This window comes from Pseudonocardia sp. Cha107L01 (genome assembly GCF_052566575.1).
The window spans coordinates 4,518,211-4,535,174 of the sequence record NZ_CP199579.1 but is presented as its reverse complement, the minus strand read 5'-3'; the positions used below and the strand labels follow the sequence as shown (position 1 = coordinate 4,535,174).

Below are 16,964 nucleotides of genomic sequence, written 5' to 3'. Positions count from 1 at the left end.
GCCACCCGACGAAAGTCGCAGCGCGCTCGGGCCGGCCACACCTTCGACACGCCGGCGCCCGACCTTTCCGGCTGACAGCGCGGGGTGCTCTGGGCTCAAATAGTGAGAGCGCAACCATCTAGGGGGACTCGCGGCATGTGGGCGGTATCGACCAGGGACCGCAGCGGCGGCCGTGAGCTCGCGCCACTGGCCGGCGTTCCGGTGCTGGCGATGGCCGTCGCGGTCGGTCTGGTGCTGCTCGCACTGAGCTGGCGGGCCGGCCTCACCGGCGGCGAGCTCGCCACCCTGGTCGACGGCGACCACCTGTTCTGGGGCCACCTCGACCGGCCGCCGCTGCTCCCGCTGCTGGCGCGGCTGGCCGACACGGTCACCGGCGGCAGCACGGTCGGCGCCCGGCTGCCAGCCACCCTGCTCAGCGCGGCCGGCGTGGTGGTCACCGCGCTCACCGCCCGCGAGTTGGGCGGCGCAAGGTACGCCCAGGTACTGGCCGCGGCGGTGTACGCGAGCTCGGCGTTCGTGCTGGGCACCGGCTACCTGCTCACCACCACCACGGTGAGCGTCTTCCTGTGGGCGGTGTTCTGCTGGTTGCTGGTCCGCTGGGCACGCACCGGGGACGACCGGCTGCCGATCTGCCTGGGTGTGGTCACCGCGGTGGCGCTGCAGTCCGACTTCATGATCGCGGCGCTGTGGGTGGTCCTCTGTGTCGCCCTGCTCACGGTCGGGCCGAGGCAGCTTGCCACCCGCTCCCGGCTCTGGGCGGCCGGCGCACTGGCCGCGCTCACCACGGTGCCCGGGCTGATCTGGCAGGCCCGCAACGGCTGGCCCCGGCACACCGCATGGCAGGCCGTCGAACCGGCGATCAACGCGAAGTTGACGTTCCTGCCGGTGCTTCTGCTGTCCGCCGGCGTGCTGGCCGGCGCGGCGGGTGCCTGCTACGGCGCGGCGCAACTGCTGCGCTGCAGCGAGTTGAGCCGCTACGCCTTCCTCGGCTGGACCGCGATCGGGGTGACCGCGACGTTCCTGGCCCTGGACTTCCGGCCGTACCCGGTCGCCGGGCTGTTCCCGGTGTTGTGGGCGGCGGCCGCCGTCTCGCTGGAGCGGCGCCCGCTGCCCCGGGCCTGGCGGTGGCTGCCGAGCTGGCCCGTGCTGGCGCTGTCCACCCTGCTGGCGCTGCCGGGGATGGCCGGGCTGTCCGGATCGCTCGGCTGGCCACACTCGCCGCTGACCCCGGCGACCTGGTTGGCCCAGTACAGCGGCCGGGGCCCGTTCGACCGTCAGCTCGGCCCCCGCCCCGGGGACTCGACCTGGCCGGCGTTCGCGGACGGGGTGGCCGGGCGTTATCTGGCGCTGCCGCGGGCGGCCCGGTCCCATGTGGTGATCGTCACCCAGAGCTATTGGGCGGCCGCCGCGCTGGACCGCTTCGGCGATGCCCGAGGGCTGCCCCGGGTGTACTCCGCGCAGGGCGGCTTCTGGTATTTCGGTGCTCCCCCGGAGGACGCCGACTCGGTGCTCTACGTCGGCGATCCGGTCAGGATCCGGCCATACTTCGACAACCTGCGCGAACTGGGCACCGTCCCCGCCGGGACGCCGGGCGCCGGCGCGGTCCCCGGCGACACCCCGTTGTGGCTGGCCAGTGGCCGGCGCGAACCCTGGTCATGGATGTGGCCGGTGCTGCACGCCGGCTGAGACCGGTGCGCTGAAACCGGCGCCGGCTGAAACGCACAGCCGCTTCCTCTGGACATCCGCGAGCCGGCGGTTCAGCCTTGAGGACACGCAGGCATGCCTTACCCCACGGAGGCTGGGATGAAGCTCGGGAAGATGCTGTCGGTCGGCGAGGTCGTCGAACACCCCTCGGCCGAGGAACCACTCGTCGCGGAGCCCGCCACGCCGATTGCTGAGCGGGTCAGCGCGCTCCCGGACACCGAGTCGGCCCCCGTGCCGGCCGTCGCGCAGGCCAGCCGCTAATCCGATGGCGGGCTGGCTGCCCGTCCGGCGGACCCCCAAGGAACAGCCGACCGCGCCACTGCGCGGGTTCAAGCTGGCGCACCCGATGGTGTCGGCGGACGGCACGCGCGCCGGCTTCGGCGGGGTCACCCTCGGTCGGGCCAACGTCTACGAGGTCGTCGCGGACGCCGAGTGCGCGCAGGGCGGCCGGCACCAGAGCCCGTCCCGGTGGTGCGACTGCGGGTTCTACTGCGTGCACACCCTGGACGACGCCAGAGCACTGGCCTGCGATCCGGACTACCGGTACGCGGTGCTCCTGGAGATCACCGCGTCCGGTCGGTTCATGCGCTACGAGCGAGGGCTGCGCTACGCGAAGCAACGGGTGACCCTGGTACGGGTCGGCCGATGCGGGTGCGGGCACGCGGCCACCGTGTTCGTGGAGACCGGCGCCGGCTCGGTGGGCTGGCGGCGGGTGGTCGCGGTCTGCCCGGCCTGCGCCGGCCCACGCCCGGGGTTGCCGCTCGCCGGCTTCGCCCGGTTGCTCGGTGGCGTTGCGGTGACCCAGGACGACACCGCCCGCCCGTACGACCCGGTGCGGCCGTTCGACCTGAGCGCGGAGGCCACGGCGGAAGCCGCGGCGCAGGTCAGCGGTGGCACGCCGCACAGCGCGGCCGCCACGCCGGCGCTGGACGGCGTCACGCACGCGGAGCTGGTGCCGGTACTCACCGCCGAGGTGGCGCTGCTGCAGGCCCGCCTTGACGAGGTGCAGCGGCAACTGGTCCGGCTCACCGACAACTGAGCTGGTCTGTACCCGCGCGGGGACGGTCAGGCCAGCGTCAGGATCTCCGGGCCGGCCGAGGTGATGGCCATCGTGTGCCCGATGCCTCCGGGGTCGCCTTGAGCAGATAACTATCCGGTATTACTATCACAGTTATGGTTCGCCCACCGCTGACTCCGGAGGACCGCGCACGGGGTGCCCGGCTGGGCGCACTGCTGCGCGAGGCACGGGGTGCCCGCACGATGACGGAGGTCGCCATCGCGTCCGGCGTCTCCGTCGACGCACTGCGCAAGATCGAGTCCGGCCGGGTGCCGACGCCGGCGCTGTTCACCGTCGCCGCCCTGGCCGCCGCGCTGGGGCTGTCGCTGGACGCCATGGTCAGCGACGTCTACCTACCCTCGCCGAGCGCCGACCGCCGAGCCGGGTAGCCGAGGGGCCGGGCGGGCCGGGCAGGGCCGGGCGGGTCAGGCCGGACGGGCCGGGCGGGTCAGGCCGGGCGGGCCGGGCAGGCCAGGCAGGCCAGGCCGGGCCGGGCGAGCCGGCGGGGCCAGGCCAGGCGGGCCGGGGACCAGTCGTACGGGCCCGCGAGCGGACCTGCGCTCACGCTGCGTCGGTCACCTGTGAACAACTCGGCGGCTGTGAACAACTCGGCGGCGACGCCGCGCACCTTGCGTGGACGTCGCGCACCTCGCACCATGCGCGACGTCCACGGGAGATGCGCGACGTGATGTCGCAAGGTGCGCGGCCGCACCGCACCGCACCGCGCACCACGGCACCGCGCGCCGCGTACAAGGCCCCTGCGCGGTGTACCTCGTGAGTGGCGAGTGGCCCGATAGGACCACTCGCCACTCACGGGCTAGACCTTCTCCTTGCGGCAGGTGTTCCGGAGCTCGCCGACGCCGGCGATACGGGTGGTCAGCACCGCGCCGTCGGTCAGGTACCTGGGCGGCTTGCGGGCGTGCCCGACACCGCCCGGGGTACCGGTGGCGATCACGTCGCCGGGGTTCAGCGTGACGATCTCGGAGATGTAGGCGATCAGCATGTACGCACCGAACACCAGCTGGTCGGTGTCGGACCGCTGCAGCACCTCACCGTCGACCTCGGTGGTGATCTCCGCGCTGAGCCCGGCCGAGGGGTCGGCGCCGCTGAACAGCTCGTCCGGGGTGACCAGTGCCGGGCCGATCGGGGTGGTGGCCTCGAACATCTTGCCCTGCAGCCACTGCAGCGTCCGGTTCTGGTAGTCGCGCACCGAGACGTCATTGAGCACGGTGTAACCGGCGATCGCGGCCGGCGCCTGCTCGGCGGTGACGTGCCGGGTCGGCCTCCCGATGACCACCGCCAACTCGGCCTCCCAGTCCACCGCCTCGGACACGGCCGGCAGCAGCACGTCGTCGTACGCGCCGATCAGGGTGGGCGGGAACTTGGCGAACAGGGTCGGGTAGGGCGGAGGCTCCCGGCCCATCTCCTTGATGTGGTCGCGGTAGTTCGCGCCGACGCAGATGATCTTCTCTGGGGTGGGCACCAGCGGCGCGTAGTCCAGGCCGTCCAGCGGGTAGGTCGGACCAGCGGCGGCCGCGGCGCGGTCCCGCCAGTCGGCGCCGCGGAGCAGGGCACCGACGTCGGCATCCCCGGTCTCCACGGCGCGGTCGGCATCCAGTCGCACCGCCCGGGTTCCCGACTCGGTACGGATCGTCGCCAGCCTCATCCCGCTCCCGCCCTAGCCCGAACAGTCCGCACCGAACCTACCCGTCGTCCGGTCGGCCGGCCGGGCGAACCTTAGGGATCACAGGCACGACGGATCGGCTACAGCGACGCGTACAGCGCCTGTTCGAAGTCGGCGTACATCTTCATCGCGCGAGGCTCGACGAACGGCAGGAACTGGGTGTAGATCGCGCCGGTGACGCCGCTGCTCGGGTCGACCCAGAAGTGCGTGTTGAAGATGCCGGCCCACGCCCCGCTGCCGGCCGCCCGTTTGCCCGGCTCCTGGACGGTGTTGAGCAGCAGCCCGAGGCCCCACTTGTTCCCGGGCCCCGCGTCGAAACCGAAGGTGGTCTGCGGGTCGGCGGTGCTGATCGAGGCCGGGAAGTCCAGCGAGCCGATCTGGTTGGTGAACGCCGCGTCGACGGTGGTCCGCTCGAGGATCCGGGCATCACCGAGGGCACCGCCGCCGAGCAGCATCCGCTGGAACGCCAGGTAGTCGCGCGGGGTGGAGTAGAGCCCGTGGCCGCCGGACCACCAGTCGGGTTCCTGGTTCCAGTCGACGTCGGTGGCCACCCACTCGCCGTCCTCGCCGCGCAGGTGCACCGGCACCGAGTTGGCCCGCTGTTCCTCGGTCATCAGGAACGTGGTGTGGTGCATGCCCAGCGGGCCCAGCACGTTCGCGTCCAGGTAGGCATCCAGGGACTGGCCGCTGGCCGCCTCCACCACCCGGCCGAGCCAGTCGGTGTTGACGCCGTACTCCCAGCGGGTGCCCGGGTCGGCCACCAGCGGCGCGGTGAAGGTCGAGCTCTGCCCGGCCAGCACGGTAGGCGTGTCGGTGACCTCGCCCCACCGCTTGATGTCGGAGTTCCAGAACCAGTACGAGAGCCCGGAGGTGTGCGTGATCAGCTGCCGGACGGTGGCTCTGGCACCGGCCGGGCGCAACTTGGGGGTGTCGCCGTCGAAGCCCTCCAGCACGTGCAGGTCGGCGAACTCGGGCAGGTAGTTGTCCACCGGGGCGTCCAGCTCGAGGTTGCCGCGCTCGGACTGCTGCAGTGCGGCGACGGTGGCCACCATCTTGGTCATCGAGGCGATCCGCAGCATGCTGTCCGGACCGATCGGGTCGTCCTGGCCCACCGCCCTCGGCCCGGCGGCACCCTCATAGACCAGGCCGTCCCGGTCCGCGGCGATGGCCGCGACGTTCGGTACGTCGCCGGCCTCGACCGCACGGGCGAGGACATGGTCGATGGCTGCGGACATTCGTTTGCCTCCTGGCGCGAACGGTGACCCGTGCTGTGACGTGTCCCACCCTGGCGCGCTCGCGCGTAGGGGTCAAGATCCAGCTGAGGGCGCCGCGGACCCCGCACCGAGCTGTGAGTCTTGCAACTGGGCACCCGGCGGCTCGACACGCGGGCGGGCAGGAGGTTAGCTTCCCAGCATGTCGCTCGGTTCGGTGCTCACCGCCATCATCACGCCCTTCGATGACAACCTCGGTGTCGACGAGGAGGCGTTCGTCGATCTGCTGCACCACCTCGCGGCACACGGGTCGGACGGTTTCGTGGTCTGCGGCACCACCGGCGAGGCCTCCACGCTGGACGACGACGAGCACCTGCGGGTGATCGAGCTGGCCTGTCAGAACCGGCCGGCGGGCACCACCATCGTGGCCGGCACCGGGTCGAACAACACCCAGCACGCGGTGCACCTGACCGAGCGGGCCACCGAGCTCGGGGTCGACGCCGTGCTGTCGGTGACGCCGTACTACAACAAGCCGAACCGGCGCGGCCTGGTGGCGCACTACCAGGAGGTGGCGAGGGCCACCGACAAGCCGATCATCCTGTACAACATCCCGTCCCGGGTGGTGCTCGACCTGCCCAACGAGCTGCTCGCCGAGCTCGGTCAGATCGAGCACGTCGAGTACGTGAAGCAGGCCAACAACGCCAACCTCGCCCTGGTCGACGGGCTCGGCCTCTACGCCGGCAACGACGAGATCTTCGCGCGCACCCTGGACCTCGGCGGCTGCGGCGGCATCCTGGTGGCCAGCCACATCGTGGGCGAGCAGATGCACCGGATGGTCGACGAGCCGGAGCACCGCGCCGAGATCGACGCCTCGCTGCAGGAGGTCTACCGCGCCATGGGCGTGACCACGAACCCGATCCCGGTGAAGGCCGCGCTCAGCCTGCTCGGGCACCGGGTCGGCGGGCTGCGACTGCCACTGGTCGAGGCCGACGAGGCCGAGACCGCCGCCGTGCGCGGGGCGCTGGAGCGCGCCGGCCTGCTGGACACTGTCTCCGCCTGAGGGCTCAACCGGTCTCGCCGCGGCCAGCTCTATTCGAGCAGCGCGGCGAGCCGTTTCGGTGCGATCAGTCGGTACGCCTCCCGGACGATCTCGCCGAGCTCCGCCCAGTCCACCCGGTCCACGTCCAGGTACACCCCGAGCCAGCCCCGCCCGCCCACGTAGGGCGGCACGAAGAACCGCTCCGGGTCCTCGCCGACCAGTGCGTCCCGCTCGTCGGCGGCGGCAGCGCACCAGCAGGCCACCCGGTCGTCGTGGTGCCGGCCGGCGAAGGTCACGAACACCTTCCGGTCGCGCACGAACCAGGTCGGCTCGCCGTGGCTGAGCCGCTCGGTGGCCTCCGGCAGCGCCAGGCACAGCGCGCGCAGCCGGTCCAGCGCCCCGGCCAGCTCGGCATCCGGCCCACCGGACGGCTCCTGTTCCGGCTCGACCGCGCCACCACTCGACGAGACCACGGCGGCACCCCCGTGTTTCGACCCGATGGGCACCCGAGCGTAGTCAGTGCACCCGCCGCATGGTGTGGGCCGAGTGCTACCCCGGTCGGGTTCCCCCTTCAGCAACCCGACCGAGGTAGCGCCCCGGGGGAAGGCGTCCGCTCCCCCGCACCGTGACGCTCAGCTGACCGCGCGCAGCCCGCCGTCGCGCAGTGCGTCCCAGGCCAGCGCGGCTGCGCCGACCAGCGCCCCGTCCTGGGCGAACCGGGCCACCACCAGCTCGGGCGGGAACGGCACCGCCCGGTCCAGCACCTCGGCGAGAACCGGCAGCACCCGGTCCGCCGACCCGACCAGGCCGCCCCCGACGGTGATCCGCTCCGGGTCGATCAGGATCGCGGCGTTGGCCAGGTGCACCGCCAGCTCACCCAGCGTCTCCGCCAGGAAGGCCCGCGCCGCCGGGTCGGTCTCGGCCAGCGTGAACACCGACTCGGCGTCGCCGTGCCCGCCCACCGCCCGCCCGCGCAGCCCGATCGCCCGCCCGCCGACCCGTTCCTCCAGCGGGGCCCGCCCGGCGAGCGGACCGGCCTCGTCGTCCACCCGGCGCAGGTTGTAGCCGATCTCGCCGGCCGAGCCGTGCGCACCGGTCAGCACACCGCCGCCGGCCACCACCCCCACGGCGAGCCCGGTGCCGAGGTTGACGTGCATGCCGAAGCTCAGGTCGCGCAGCCGTCCCCAGCGGGCCTCGGCCAGGGTCGCCGCCTTCACGTCGGTGGCGCACACCGTCGGCACCCCCAGCGCAGCCTCGAAGCGGTCCTGCAGCCGCAGCCCGGACCACCCCGGCACGTTGGGCGCCAGCAGCACGCCGTCGCGGCGCACGATGCCCGGGCTGGCCACCCCCGCCGCGCTCAACCGCTCCGCGCCCACACCGGCGATCAGCGCCCGGGCGGCGTCCAGCGTGCGGACCAGCGCCTGCTCGGCGCCCCGCTCGGAGTGCATGGCCAGCCGCTCGGCGGCCAGCGTCCGGCCGGCCCCGTCGATCGCCGCGATGTGCGCCTTGGTGCCCCCGAAGTCGACGGCCAGGACGTAGTCGGTGACGTTGGTGCTCACCGGACCCCGTCCGCGGCGCCGCGCCGGGCCAGCGAGTCGATCGCCACCGCGACCGCGAGGACAGCACCGGTCACCATGAACCGCACCGAGGAGTTCACGTTGAGCAGCAGCATGCCGTTGGTGATCGACTGGATCACCAGGATGCCGAGCAGCGCGGCGTAGGTCCGACCCCGGCCACCGAACAGGCTGGTGCCACCGATCACGGCGGCGGCGATCGCGTTGAGCAGGATGTCGCTGCCCCCGGAGCTCTGGTTCACCGCGGCGAGCCGGGACGCGGCGAGGATGCCACCGACCGCGGCCAGCATCGACGACCCCATGAACGCCATGATCCGCACCTGGGTGATGTTGATCCCGGCCCGCCGCGACGCCTCCGCGTTGCCGCCGACGGCGTACATCCGGCGGCCGACCACGGTCCGGCGCAGCACCAGGTCGAGGCCGACCACCAGCCCGCCGAAGATCACCAGCGTGAGCGGCACGCCCCGGTCGGAGTTGAGCACCAGTACCGCGGCCCCCAGCAGCACGACCAGCCCGCCGGAACGCACCGCGACCCAACCGGCACCCAGCACGGAGAGCCCCGCGCGGGCCCGCAGCCGCCGGGTGACCAGGGTGGCGGCCAGGTGCCCGCCGGCCAGCAGCACCACGAGCAGCCAGCCGACCGCCGGTGGCATCCAGGTGTCGGACAGCTGCGCGATACCCCGGTCGAACGGGAGGTTGATGGTGCCCTCGTCGCCGAGCAGGAAGAGCATCAGCCCCTCCCAGCCGATCAGTCCGGCCAGCGTGACGACGAACGAGGGCATGCTCAGCTTGGTCCGCATCAGCCCGTGCAGCAGGCCCACCGCGGCGCCGGCGGCCAGCGCACCCAGCACCGCCAGCACCGGGCTCCAGCCGTGGTGCACCGCGAGCAGCGTCATCACCACGGCGCACAGCCCGCTGACCGAACCGGCGGACAGGTCGATCTCGCCGAGCAGCAGCACCAGCACGACACCCAGCGCGATGGTGCCGGTGGCGGCCATCTGCAGGGCCAGGTTGGTCAGGTTCTCCGGTGCCAGGAAGTGCGAGCTCAGCGAGGAGAACACCACCGCGATCAGGACCAGCCCGACCGCGACCGGGATCGAGCCGAGGTCACCTCGGCGCAGCCGGTCCCTGGCCGCCTCGAACAGGTTGGTCCTCGGTGGTTGGGGTGGCTGGTCGGTGCCGGCCGGGCGTTCCGTCGACTTGCCGGTCACCTCGCCCGCCACCTCTGTCTGCACCGATGTGTGCACCGACGACTCGCTGATGGCACTACCTTCCTTTCGCACGGTGGATCCCGGCGGGGAGCGCTTGGTTCGCTTGTCCTTTGAGGACTGTCATGAGACGGCGCCCCTGCCGGGCTCCGGTGAAGGCCTGACGTCCAGGAGGGTGTAGTCCCGCGAGGACTGGTTCATCAGCACGACGCAGCGCTTTCCCGGTCCGCCGAGCATCATGTTCACGGCGGAAGGGGGACCAGTGCTGGGAATTGGTATCGACTGGGCGGAAGAGTTTCATGACATCGCCTTGGGAACACTGGAGAAAGGGGTGGTCGAGCAGTTCCGCATCGATCACGGACCGACTGGAGTCGCCGCGCTGATCGAGCGTGCGCTGCGGCTGGAACCTGACCCGGCCGAGGTGCGGGTGGTGCTGGAGACTCGCCACGGGTTGCTGGTCGAAGCGCTGGTCGACGCCGGGTTCACCGTGGTTCCGGTGAACCCCGATCTGGTCGCGCGCCGGCGAGGTCCGGCCCGGAAGAAGGACGATGCCGAGGACGCCCGAATCTGTTGCCTGCTCGCGTTGGATCGGCACGCCGCGCTCAAGACGTTGATCCCACACGGGCAGGTCGGTGGGGAGTTGCGCGCGATCGGCCGCGATGACGAGCGCGCCGCCCGCGATCAGCGTCGGCTGCTCAACCGGCTGCGCGCGGACCTGCAGACCACCTACCCCGCCGCGCTGGCCCTGGCGGGTAAGGACCTGGGTGCACCGACGGTGTTGCGGCTGCTGCAGCAATGGCCCACCCAGCCTGAGCTGGCCCAAGCCTCCCGAGACGAGCTCGTCGCGTTCGCCCGGGGCGGCCGGCATGGCTGGCCCGAAACGTTCGCCGACCGCGTCACCGCCGCGCTCGCCGCGCCGTCGTTGCCGACCCGGGACTACCTCGTGCGCGCCAAGGCCGCCGGCATCCGCCTGGCGGCGGTCCAGCTGCTGGCCCTGCACGAGGCCCGCCGCGGCTGGGAAGCACGCATGGCCGAGCTGCTGCTGGGCGGGCCCCGCACCGGACGCGATCACACCGTGAAGGACCCCGACCCGGGGAAGGCCTTCCCGGGCGGGGAGATCTACCTGAGCTTCCCCGGCCTGGGTGACCGTCTCGCAGCTCGGGTCGCCGGCGAGATCGGCGAACACATCACTCAATTCGACAGCCCCGCGGGCTTGCAGTGCTACGCCGGCTCCGCCCCGGTCACCCGCCGGTCGGGGAAAAGCGATTTTGTCGTTGCCCGCCGGCTGGCGCACAACCACTACCTCGGCGCAGCGGTCCATCAATGGGCGTTCTGCAGCCTCACCAGAAGCGGCTGGGCGCGGGAGTTCTACGACAGCAAAATCGCTGCCAAAAAAAGCCACCACGCGGCTCTGCGAGCCCTGAGCAACCGATGGCTGGAAATCCTCTGGCACTGCCTGACCAAAGGCGTCCCCTACAACGAAGCCGTGCACGTCGCCAACCGCAACCGAGCCCTCGGGCACGCAGCCTGACCGCGTGGTTGACAGAGGGTGTCTCATGCCCCAGCCCCCGTGATTGCCGCGACGACCGTCTCCTGGCTGACCGCCCGGGTCTCGAACGTGCCTGCGTTGCGGCCCAGCCGCAGGACCACGATCCGGTCGCTCACCGCGCGCACGTCCGCGAGGTTGTGCGAGATCAGCAGCACCGCGAGGCCTCGCTCGCGCAACCGACCGATCAGCCCGAGCACCTGCGCGGTCTGCTCCACGCCGAGCGCGGCGGTCGGCTCGTCCAGGATGACCACCTTGGGGTCGCCGAGCAGCGCCCTGGCGATCGCCACCGACTGCCGCTGCCCACCGGACAGCGCGGCCACCGGCGACCGGACATCCTTGATTCGCACGTCCAGCGAGGTCAGCAGGTCACGGGCCCGTCGCTCCATCGGGATCTCGCCGAGCACGCCGTAGTGGCGGGACTCCGCGCCCAGGAACAGGTTGGCCACCACGTCGAGGTTCTCGCAGAGCGCCAGGTCCTGGAACACCGTGGTGATGCCGAGCGCCTGGGAGTCCTGCGGGCGGCCGATCCGCGCCGGCCGGCCCTCGAAGGTGATGGTGCCGGAGTCCGACTGGACCGCCCCGGAGATCACCTTGACCAGGGTGGACTTGCCGGCCCCGTTGTCGCCGACCAGCGCGACCACCTCGCCGGCGTGCAGGTCGAGGTCGGCGCCGCCGAGCGCCTGCACCGCGCCGTACCGCTTGGTCGCGCCCCGGACGGAGAGGACCAACGGCATCTCGGTCCGGGGCGCGGGATCAGGGGTGGCCCCGGTCGAGCTGGTGTCTGGGGTCACGACCGGGTTCACTGCAGGCCGGCCTGCTGGCAGGCCGCCGCCACGTCCGGTGTGCAGATCTGCGCGCCGGTGTAGAAGCCGTCCTTCACGATGGTGTCCTTGATGTTCTGCTTGGTCACCACCTCCGGGTCCAGCAGCACGGCGGGGATGTCGGCCGTGCCGTTGTTGACCTTCGTCGGGGCGGCCGGGTGCTCCCCCTTGCCGAGGGCGACCGCGAGCTCGGCCGCCTTCTCCGCCTGCGAGCGGATGTTCAGGTAGACCGTCATGGTCTGGTCGCCGGTGAGGATCCGCTGTACGGCGGTCAGCTCGGCGTCCTGGCCGGTCAGTGGTGGCATGGTCGGGTAGCCGGCGCGCTTGAGCGCCGCGACCGCGCCACCGGCCATGCCGTCGTTCGCGGAGTACACGCCGACGATCGCGTCCCGGCCGAGTGCGGTGATGGCCTGTTCGGTCTCCTGCTGGGCCTTGTCCGGGCTCCAGTCCGGGGTGTCGAACTCGCGGCCGATCTGCACCTTGCCGTCCAGCGCGAGGTGCGCGCCCTTCTTGTAGTCGCCCGAGCTCGGGTCGGTGGGCGCGCCGTTGAGCATCACGATCTGGCCCTTGGCGACGGTGCCGCGCTTCGTCAGCTCGTCCAGCAGCGCCTGGCCCTGGACCTGGCCGACCTTCACGTTGTCGAACGAGACGTAGTAGTCGTAGCCGATGCCGGAGATCAGCCGGTCGTAGGCGATCACCGGGATCTTCTTCTGCTTGGCCTCGTTGACCAGCGGCGCGACCGCGGCGGCGTCGACCGCGTCCAGCACCAGCACCTGGGCGCCCTGGGTCAGCGCGGACTCGACCTGGCCCTGCTGCTTGGCCGGGTCCTGGTCGGCGTTCGCGTACAGCACCTTGCAGTCCGGGCAGAGCGCCTTGACCTTGGCCTGGAACAGCGGCCGGTCGAACGCCTCGTACCGGGTGGTCTTGGACTCGGGCAGGAAGAGCGCGATGGTGGGAGCCGGCGCGGCGGCGGCTCCGCTCGACGGGCCGGCGGTGCCGCCCTCGGTTCCGCCGCCTCCTCCGCAGCCGGCCGCGAGCAGGACCACGGCTGCCGCGGCGGTGGCGAGCAATCCTCGACGCATGGCTTCACCCTCTCGGTTCGAGTGGCGTTCGCCCGATTGAGCGTTGATAAGAAAGGTAGTTTACTGACTTGGTTGATGTCTACCCTTTGCGCGACTCTGGTGGTCGAGCGGGCCGGCAACAGCGGAAGGACGAGGATGCGAGCCCAGGTGGGCAACCCCCAACTGCTGCGGACGATGAACGAGCGACTGCTGCTCGACCATCTCTGGGAGCACGGCGAGGCCAGCCGCGGCGAGCTGGCCAAGGTCACCGGACTGTCCAAGCCGACGGTCTCCTCGGCGCTGGCCAGCCTGGAAGCGGCGGGTCTGGTGCGGCTGGTCGGCGCGCTGTCCGGCCGGCCGGGGCCGACCACCGCGATCTACGACATGAACACCCGGGCCGGCCTGGTCGCCGGCGTGGACATCGGCCGGGACTGGATCCGGCTGGCGATCGCCGACCTGCGCGGTGAGTTCATCGGGCGCCACGACGTGCGCAACTCGGCCCGGTCCTCCGCCGACCTGGTGCGCCGGGTCCAGGGACTGGCCCACCAGGTGGCCCGCGACGCCGGGGTGAACTGGTCCGCGGTGAGCTACGCGGTGATCGGCAGCCCCGGGGTGCTCGACCCGGTCACCGGCACGCTCGGCTTCGCGCCGAACCTGCCCGGCTGGGGCCGGCCCGGCCTCGTCGACCAGCTGCGCGCCGCGCTGCAGGTGGAGTCGGCGATCGAGAACGACATCAACCTGGCCGCCGTCGGCGAGCTCGCCCGCGGTGCCGGCCAGGGCGTGCGCAACTTCGTGCTGGTCTCCATCGGCACCGGCGTCGGCATGGGGATAGTGATCAACGGCGCGCTGTACGTCGGCGGCCGGGGCGCCGCCGGCGAGGTCTCCTACCTGCCGGCCGCCGAGCTCAGCGTGCCGGCGCTGGACGCCCGGCAGCGCGGCCCGACCGAGGCGATTGCCTCTGCCGGCGGCGTGGTCAAGGCCGCGCAGGAGGCCGGGCTGCCGGTCCGCTCGGCCCGGGAGGTGTTCGCGGCGGCGGCCGACGGCGACGCGCTGGCGCAGGCCATCGTGATCGCGGAGGGCCGTCGGATCGGGGCGCTGATCACCGCGGTCACCGCGATCCTGGACCCGGACCTGGTGGTGCTCGGCGGCGGCGTGGGACGCAACCTGGACGTGCTCTCCGACGCCATCTCCGGCCGGATCGCCGAGCTCGGGCCGCTGCGGCCGGACATCGTGGCCAGCGCGCTCGGCGACAGCGGCGTGCTACAGGGCGCGGTGGCCAGGGCACTCGAGGTGGCCCGCGACCTGCTCTTCGACCGCCGTCCCCGAGGCGCCTGAGGCTGGCGCCGCGCGGCGAGGTCGGCTCGCACAGACCTGGTGCCGCCCGCACAGCCTGTGCACGGTCTGTGCGGGTGGCACCAGGTCTGTGCCGCCGATGGACGGGGGCGGCGACTAGCGGGTGATTTCGTTGCGGAGGGGGCGCCCGGCTCGGTAGGCGGCCAGGTTCTCGGCGAACAGGGCGGCCGCCGCGCGGGGCCGGCCGCCGGCGGTGTGCGGTGTGATGATCACGTTCGGCAGGTCCCACAGCGGCGACTCGGCCGGCAGCGGCTCGGTGCGGAACACGTCCAGCGCGGCGCCCGCGATCGAGTTGGCGCGCAGCGCGTCGGCCAGCGCGTCCTCGTCGACCGTCGTGCCCCGGCCGACGTTGACCAGCCAGGCCCGGCTGGGCAGCAGCGCGAGCAGCTCGGCGTTCAGCGCGTCCCGGGTGTCCGCCGCGCTCGGCAGGATCATCACCAGAACGTCTGTCCCGGGCAGCGCCCCCGGCAGCGACTCGGTGGCGATCACCGGGTAGCCGGCCCGCCGGCCCGCGGAGCGGGCGACCCCGGTGACCCGGGCGCCCAGCGCGGTCAGCATCGGCGCCAGCCGCTCCGCGATCGCACCGAAGCCCCAGATCAACACGTTCGCCCCGGCCAGCGTCTCCAGGCGCCCGTCGGCCTGCTCGACGCGGGGCCCGCCGAGGTCGGCGCGCCAGGTGTGCTCCGGCTGCGCGGCTACCAGCAGGTTCAGCCCGCGCAGGCCGCCGAGGATCAGCGCGAGCGCGTGCTCGGCGACCGTGTCGTCGTGCAGCGAGCGGCCGGTACTGATCCGCACGCCGTCCGGGAAGTCGGCGGCGAGGATGTCGTCCGGGCCGGCGGCCAGGCCCTGTACCCAGCGCAGCTTCGTCAGCTGGCCGGCCGCGGCGCGCATCAGCTCGGTGGTGCTCCCCCAGCTCACCAGCACCTCGGCGTCGTGGTGCTCGGCCGGGATCGGCGCCCTCGGGTCGAACCGGGCCAGCTCGACGTCGTCGGGGACGTCGGGCGCGCGGTCGACGTTCGTCGGGTAGAGGACCTTCACCGAACCTCCGGTTCCACGGTTCCGGCTGGGGATCAGCCAGTCCGGACCAGGCTATCCGCCGGCCGGTGAACCCGCCGACCAGCCGCCGACCGCCCTCAGGCCCGACCGGCGGCAGACCCGGCCGGCCCACCCGGGCACCGGTACGGTCCGGAGATCAGCCACGCCGGAGCGGACACCCTAGGAGCGAACCACGTGACCACCCCGACCGACACCAACCGCGACCTGCTGACCGTGATCGCCTCCATGCGGGCCAAACCGGGCAAGGAGGACGAGCTGCGCGCGGCCTTGGAGTCGCTGGTCGAGCCGACCAAGACGGAGCCGGGCAACGTCAACTACGACCTGTACCAGGGCGTGCAGGACCCGGCCGTCTTCTACTTCTACGAGAACTGGGAGAGCGCCGAGTTCCTCCAGCAGCACTCGAAGTCCCCGATTCTGCGGGAGACGACCGCCAGGGCGGCCACCGAGCTGGTGGACGGCGAGATCACCATCGTCACCCTGGGCCGCATCGCTTAGCGCGTCCGGACCGAAGCCGAGCCGCCCCGGCCGGAGACCGGCCGGGCGGCTCGCCGGTCAGAGGCCGTGCCGGTCCAGCCAGTCCGAGACCTGCTCGCGCATCTGGGGCGCGGTGCGTTCCAGGGTCAGCGCGTGGCCGGTGTCGGGCAGGAAGATGTTGCTGACGTCGTTGCTGCCCAGGTAGTGGGCCTTCTGCAGCGGGGTGCCGACCGGGTTGTCCTGGAACAGCGCGTCGTTCTTGCCGTAGACCAGTAGCACCGGCACGTGCACGGTGGCCAGCAGGGCGATGTCGCTGGCCGCGTTCGGAACGGCCGAGCCGATCCGGCCGCACGGGTCCTTGACCCGGTTCTCGGTCGCCGCGGCAGCCACGTCGGGGTCGGTGTTGTGCAGGTGGCCGGCCCGGTAGTCGGCGTCGGTCTGCCCGAAGTAGGCGTAGCCGGTGGTGCCGGGGTCGCCGGGCTTCGGGTCCCCGCCGAGGGTGCAGCGCAGGGTCGTGACGCCGGTGGTGGTCAGCAGCAGCGGGCTGAATCCCTGGTCGGCGAACGACATCACGATCAGCTCGTCGATGTCGTGGAACGAGTAGGCCTCGGCCTGCACGGTGAAGCCGCCGGCGGAGTGCCCGGCCAGCGCGATCTTGCGGAAGGCGACCGGGTCCTCGCCGTCGGTGTCGTAGTGGCCGGAACGCAGCTGGCCGATCATCTGGTGGATGATCGTCGCCTCCGAGCCGTAGCAGAGCTGGTGGCCGTCCTTGAGCACGTCGCTGTCGCCGTAGCCGGGCAGGTCGAACTCGAGCGAGGCGTGCCCGTTCTTGGCCTGTTCCGTCACGTAGTCGTAGCCCGGTACGTCGGTGAAGTGGAAAAAGCTCGCACCGTTGTAGGACAGCCCGTGGGTGTAGATGGTCAGCGCCGGGTGGTCGCCGGACAGGACGGAGCGGGGTGCCACGATGTTGCCGCGCACGGTGTAGCGCCTGCCGTCGGACGTGCAGGCGACCTTGGAGTGGTTGACGTTGCTCACCTGGAACGACACCGGGACCGTCACGATGTCGTCGGAGTTGTCGTTCGCCGCCGCGGTGCCGATGAGCACCACGGTGGAGAGTGCGCCGGCCGCTGCTACCGCCCCGATGAGCCGCGCTGCCCAGTTGCGCATACCAAA

At 72.2% G+C, this 16,964-nt stretch carries 17 protein-coding genes; 8 read left to right on the top strand and 9 right to left on the bottom strand.

Annotation, left to right across the window (positions count from 1 at the left end; all coding sequences use genetic code 11):
- Window positions 1-135 precede the first annotated feature (135 nt).
- The 4 genes from ACTXG6_RS21365 to ACTXG6_RS21350 all read left to right on the top strand — a co-directional run bounded on the left by ACTXG6_RS21365 (window position 136) and on the right by ACTXG6_RS21350 (window position 3,150).
- Entirely contained in the window at window positions 136-1,686 is a 1,551-nt protein-coding gene (locus ACTXG6_RS21365) for an ArnT family glycosyltransferase (protein ID WP_445189564.1), read from the top strand.
- A 117-nt stretch (window positions 1,687-1,803) separates the two neighbouring features.
- The gene (locus tag ACTXG6_RS21360) at window positions 1,804-1,965 is read left to right on the top strand and encodes a hypothetical protein (RefSeq protein WP_445189563.1); all 162 of its coding nucleotides are present in this window, start codon (window positions 1,804-1,806) and stop codon (window positions 1,963-1,965) included.
- Window positions 1,966-1,969: 4 nt separating this feature from the next.
- Window positions 1,970-2,743 carry a hypothetical protein gene (locus ACTXG6_RS21355; RefSeq protein WP_445189562.1) on the top strand — a complete coding sequence of 258 codons (774 nt, stop codon included), beginning with the start codon at window positions 1,970-1,972 and terminating at the stop codon, window positions 2,741-2,743.
- Window positions 2,744-2,877: 134 nt separating this feature from the next.
- On the top strand, window positions 2,878-3,150 hold the full coding sequence (locus tag ACTXG6_RS21350; protein WP_445189561.1) for a helix-turn-helix domain-containing protein: 273 nt from the start codon (window positions 2,878-2,880) through the stop codon (window positions 3,148-3,150).
- A gap of 428 nt (window positions 3,151-3,578) precedes the next feature.
- Here the strand turns inward: ACTXG6_RS21350 and ACTXG6_RS21345 are convergent, their stop codons facing one another.
- Complete coding sequence (locus tag ACTXG6_RS21345; RefSeq protein WP_445189560.1) at window positions 3,579-4,427, bottom strand: fumarylacetoacetate hydrolase family protein; 849 nt, start codon at window positions 4,425-4,427, stop codon at window positions 3,579-3,581.
- Between the two features lie 98 nt (window positions 4,428-4,525).
- Window positions 4,526-5,680: a serine hydrolase domain-containing protein gene (locus tag ACTXG6_RS21340; protein WP_445189559.1), complete on the bottom strand. Its 1,155-nt coding sequence runs from the start codon at window positions 5,678-5,680 to the stop codon at window positions 4,526-4,528.
- A gap of 178 nt (window positions 5,681-5,858) precedes the next feature.
- Here ACTXG6_RS21340 and dapA point away from each other — a divergent pair, with 178 nt between their 5' ends.
- The gene (dapA, locus tag ACTXG6_RS21335) at window positions 5,859-6,716 is read left to right on the top strand and encodes a 4-hydroxy-tetrahydrodipicolinate synthase (protein WP_445189558.1); all 858 of its coding nucleotides are present in this window, start codon (window positions 5,859-5,861) and stop codon (window positions 6,714-6,716) included.
- A 29-nt stretch (window positions 6,717-6,745) separates the two neighbouring features.
- Here dapA and ACTXG6_RS21330 read toward each other — a convergent pair whose 3' ends face one another.
- The 3 genes from ACTXG6_RS21330 to ACTXG6_RS21320 form a co-directional block, all read right to left on the bottom strand.
- Entirely contained in the window at window positions 6,746-7,102 is a 357-nt protein-coding gene (locus tag ACTXG6_RS21330; RefSeq protein WP_445190066.1) for an MmcQ/YjbR family DNA-binding protein, read from the bottom strand.
- Between the two features lie 225 nt (window positions 7,103-7,327).
- The gene (locus ACTXG6_RS21325; protein ID WP_445189557.1) at window positions 7,328-8,254 is read right to left on the bottom strand and encodes an ROK family protein; all 927 of its coding nucleotides are present in this window, start codon (window positions 8,252-8,254) and stop codon (window positions 7,328-7,330) included.
- Window positions 8,251-9,516, bottom strand: a complete 1,266-nt coding sequence (locus tag ACTXG6_RS21320; protein WP_445189556.1) for a sugar ABC transporter permease — start codon at window positions 9,514-9,516, stop codon at window positions 8,251-8,253. The genes ACTXG6_RS21325 and ACTXG6_RS21320 overlap by 4 nt, the downstream gene beginning before the upstream one ends.
- Window positions 9,517-9,739: 223 nt before the next feature.
- Here ACTXG6_RS21320 and ACTXG6_RS21315 point away from each other — a divergent pair, with 223 nt between their 5' ends.
- Window positions 9,740-11,008, top strand: a complete 1,269-nt coding sequence (locus ACTXG6_RS21315; protein WP_445183717.1) for an IS110 family transposase — start codon at window positions 9,740-9,742, stop codon at window positions 11,006-11,008.
- A 23-nt stretch (window positions 11,009-11,031) separates the two neighbouring features.
- Here ACTXG6_RS21315 and ACTXG6_RS21310 read toward each other — a convergent pair whose 3' ends face one another.
- The gene (locus ACTXG6_RS21310; protein WP_445190065.1) at window positions 11,032-11,760 is read right to left on the bottom strand and encodes an ATP-binding cassette domain-containing protein; all 729 of its coding nucleotides are present in this window, start codon (window positions 11,758-11,760) and stop codon (window positions 11,032-11,034) included.
- A gap of 65 nt (window positions 11,761-11,825) precedes the next feature.
- On the bottom strand, window positions 11,826-12,929 hold the full coding sequence (locus ACTXG6_RS21305; RefSeq protein WP_445189555.1) for a sugar ABC transporter substrate-binding protein: 1,104 nt from the start codon (window positions 12,927-12,929) through the stop codon (window positions 11,826-11,828).
- A gap of 135 nt (window positions 12,930-13,064) precedes the next feature.
- Between ACTXG6_RS21305 and ACTXG6_RS21300 the strand changes: the two genes are divergently transcribed.
- A complete protein-coding gene (locus tag ACTXG6_RS21300) occupies window positions 13,065-14,243 on the top strand; it encodes an ROK family transcriptional regulator (protein WP_445189554.1) in 1,179 nt (392 codons plus the stop codon).
- Window positions 14,244-14,357: 114 nt separating this feature from the next.
- Here ACTXG6_RS21300 and ACTXG6_RS21295 read toward each other — a convergent pair whose 3' ends face one another.
- The gene (locus ACTXG6_RS21295) at window positions 14,358-15,299 is read right to left on the bottom strand and encodes an NAD(P)-dependent oxidoreductase (protein WP_445189553.1); all 942 of its coding nucleotides are present in this window, start codon (window positions 15,297-15,299) and stop codon (window positions 14,358-14,360) included.
- Between the two features lie 192 nt (window positions 15,300-15,491).
- On the opposite strand from ACTXG6_RS21295, the gene ACTXG6_RS21290 reads away from it, so the two are divergent.
- On the top strand, window positions 15,492-15,812 hold the full coding sequence (locus ACTXG6_RS21290; protein WP_445189552.1) for a putative quinol monooxygenase: 321 nt from the start codon (window positions 15,492-15,494) through the stop codon (window positions 15,810-15,812).
- 57 nt (window positions 15,813-15,869) lie between these two features.
- Here the strand turns inward: ACTXG6_RS21290 and ACTXG6_RS21285 are convergent, their stop codons facing one another.
- The gene (locus ACTXG6_RS21285; RefSeq protein ID WP_445189551.1) at window positions 15,870-16,958 is read right to left on the bottom strand and encodes an alpha/beta fold hydrolase; all 1,089 of its coding nucleotides are present in this window, start codon (window positions 16,956-16,958) and stop codon (window positions 15,870-15,872) included.
- Window positions 16,959-16,964: the final 6 nt, after the last annotated feature.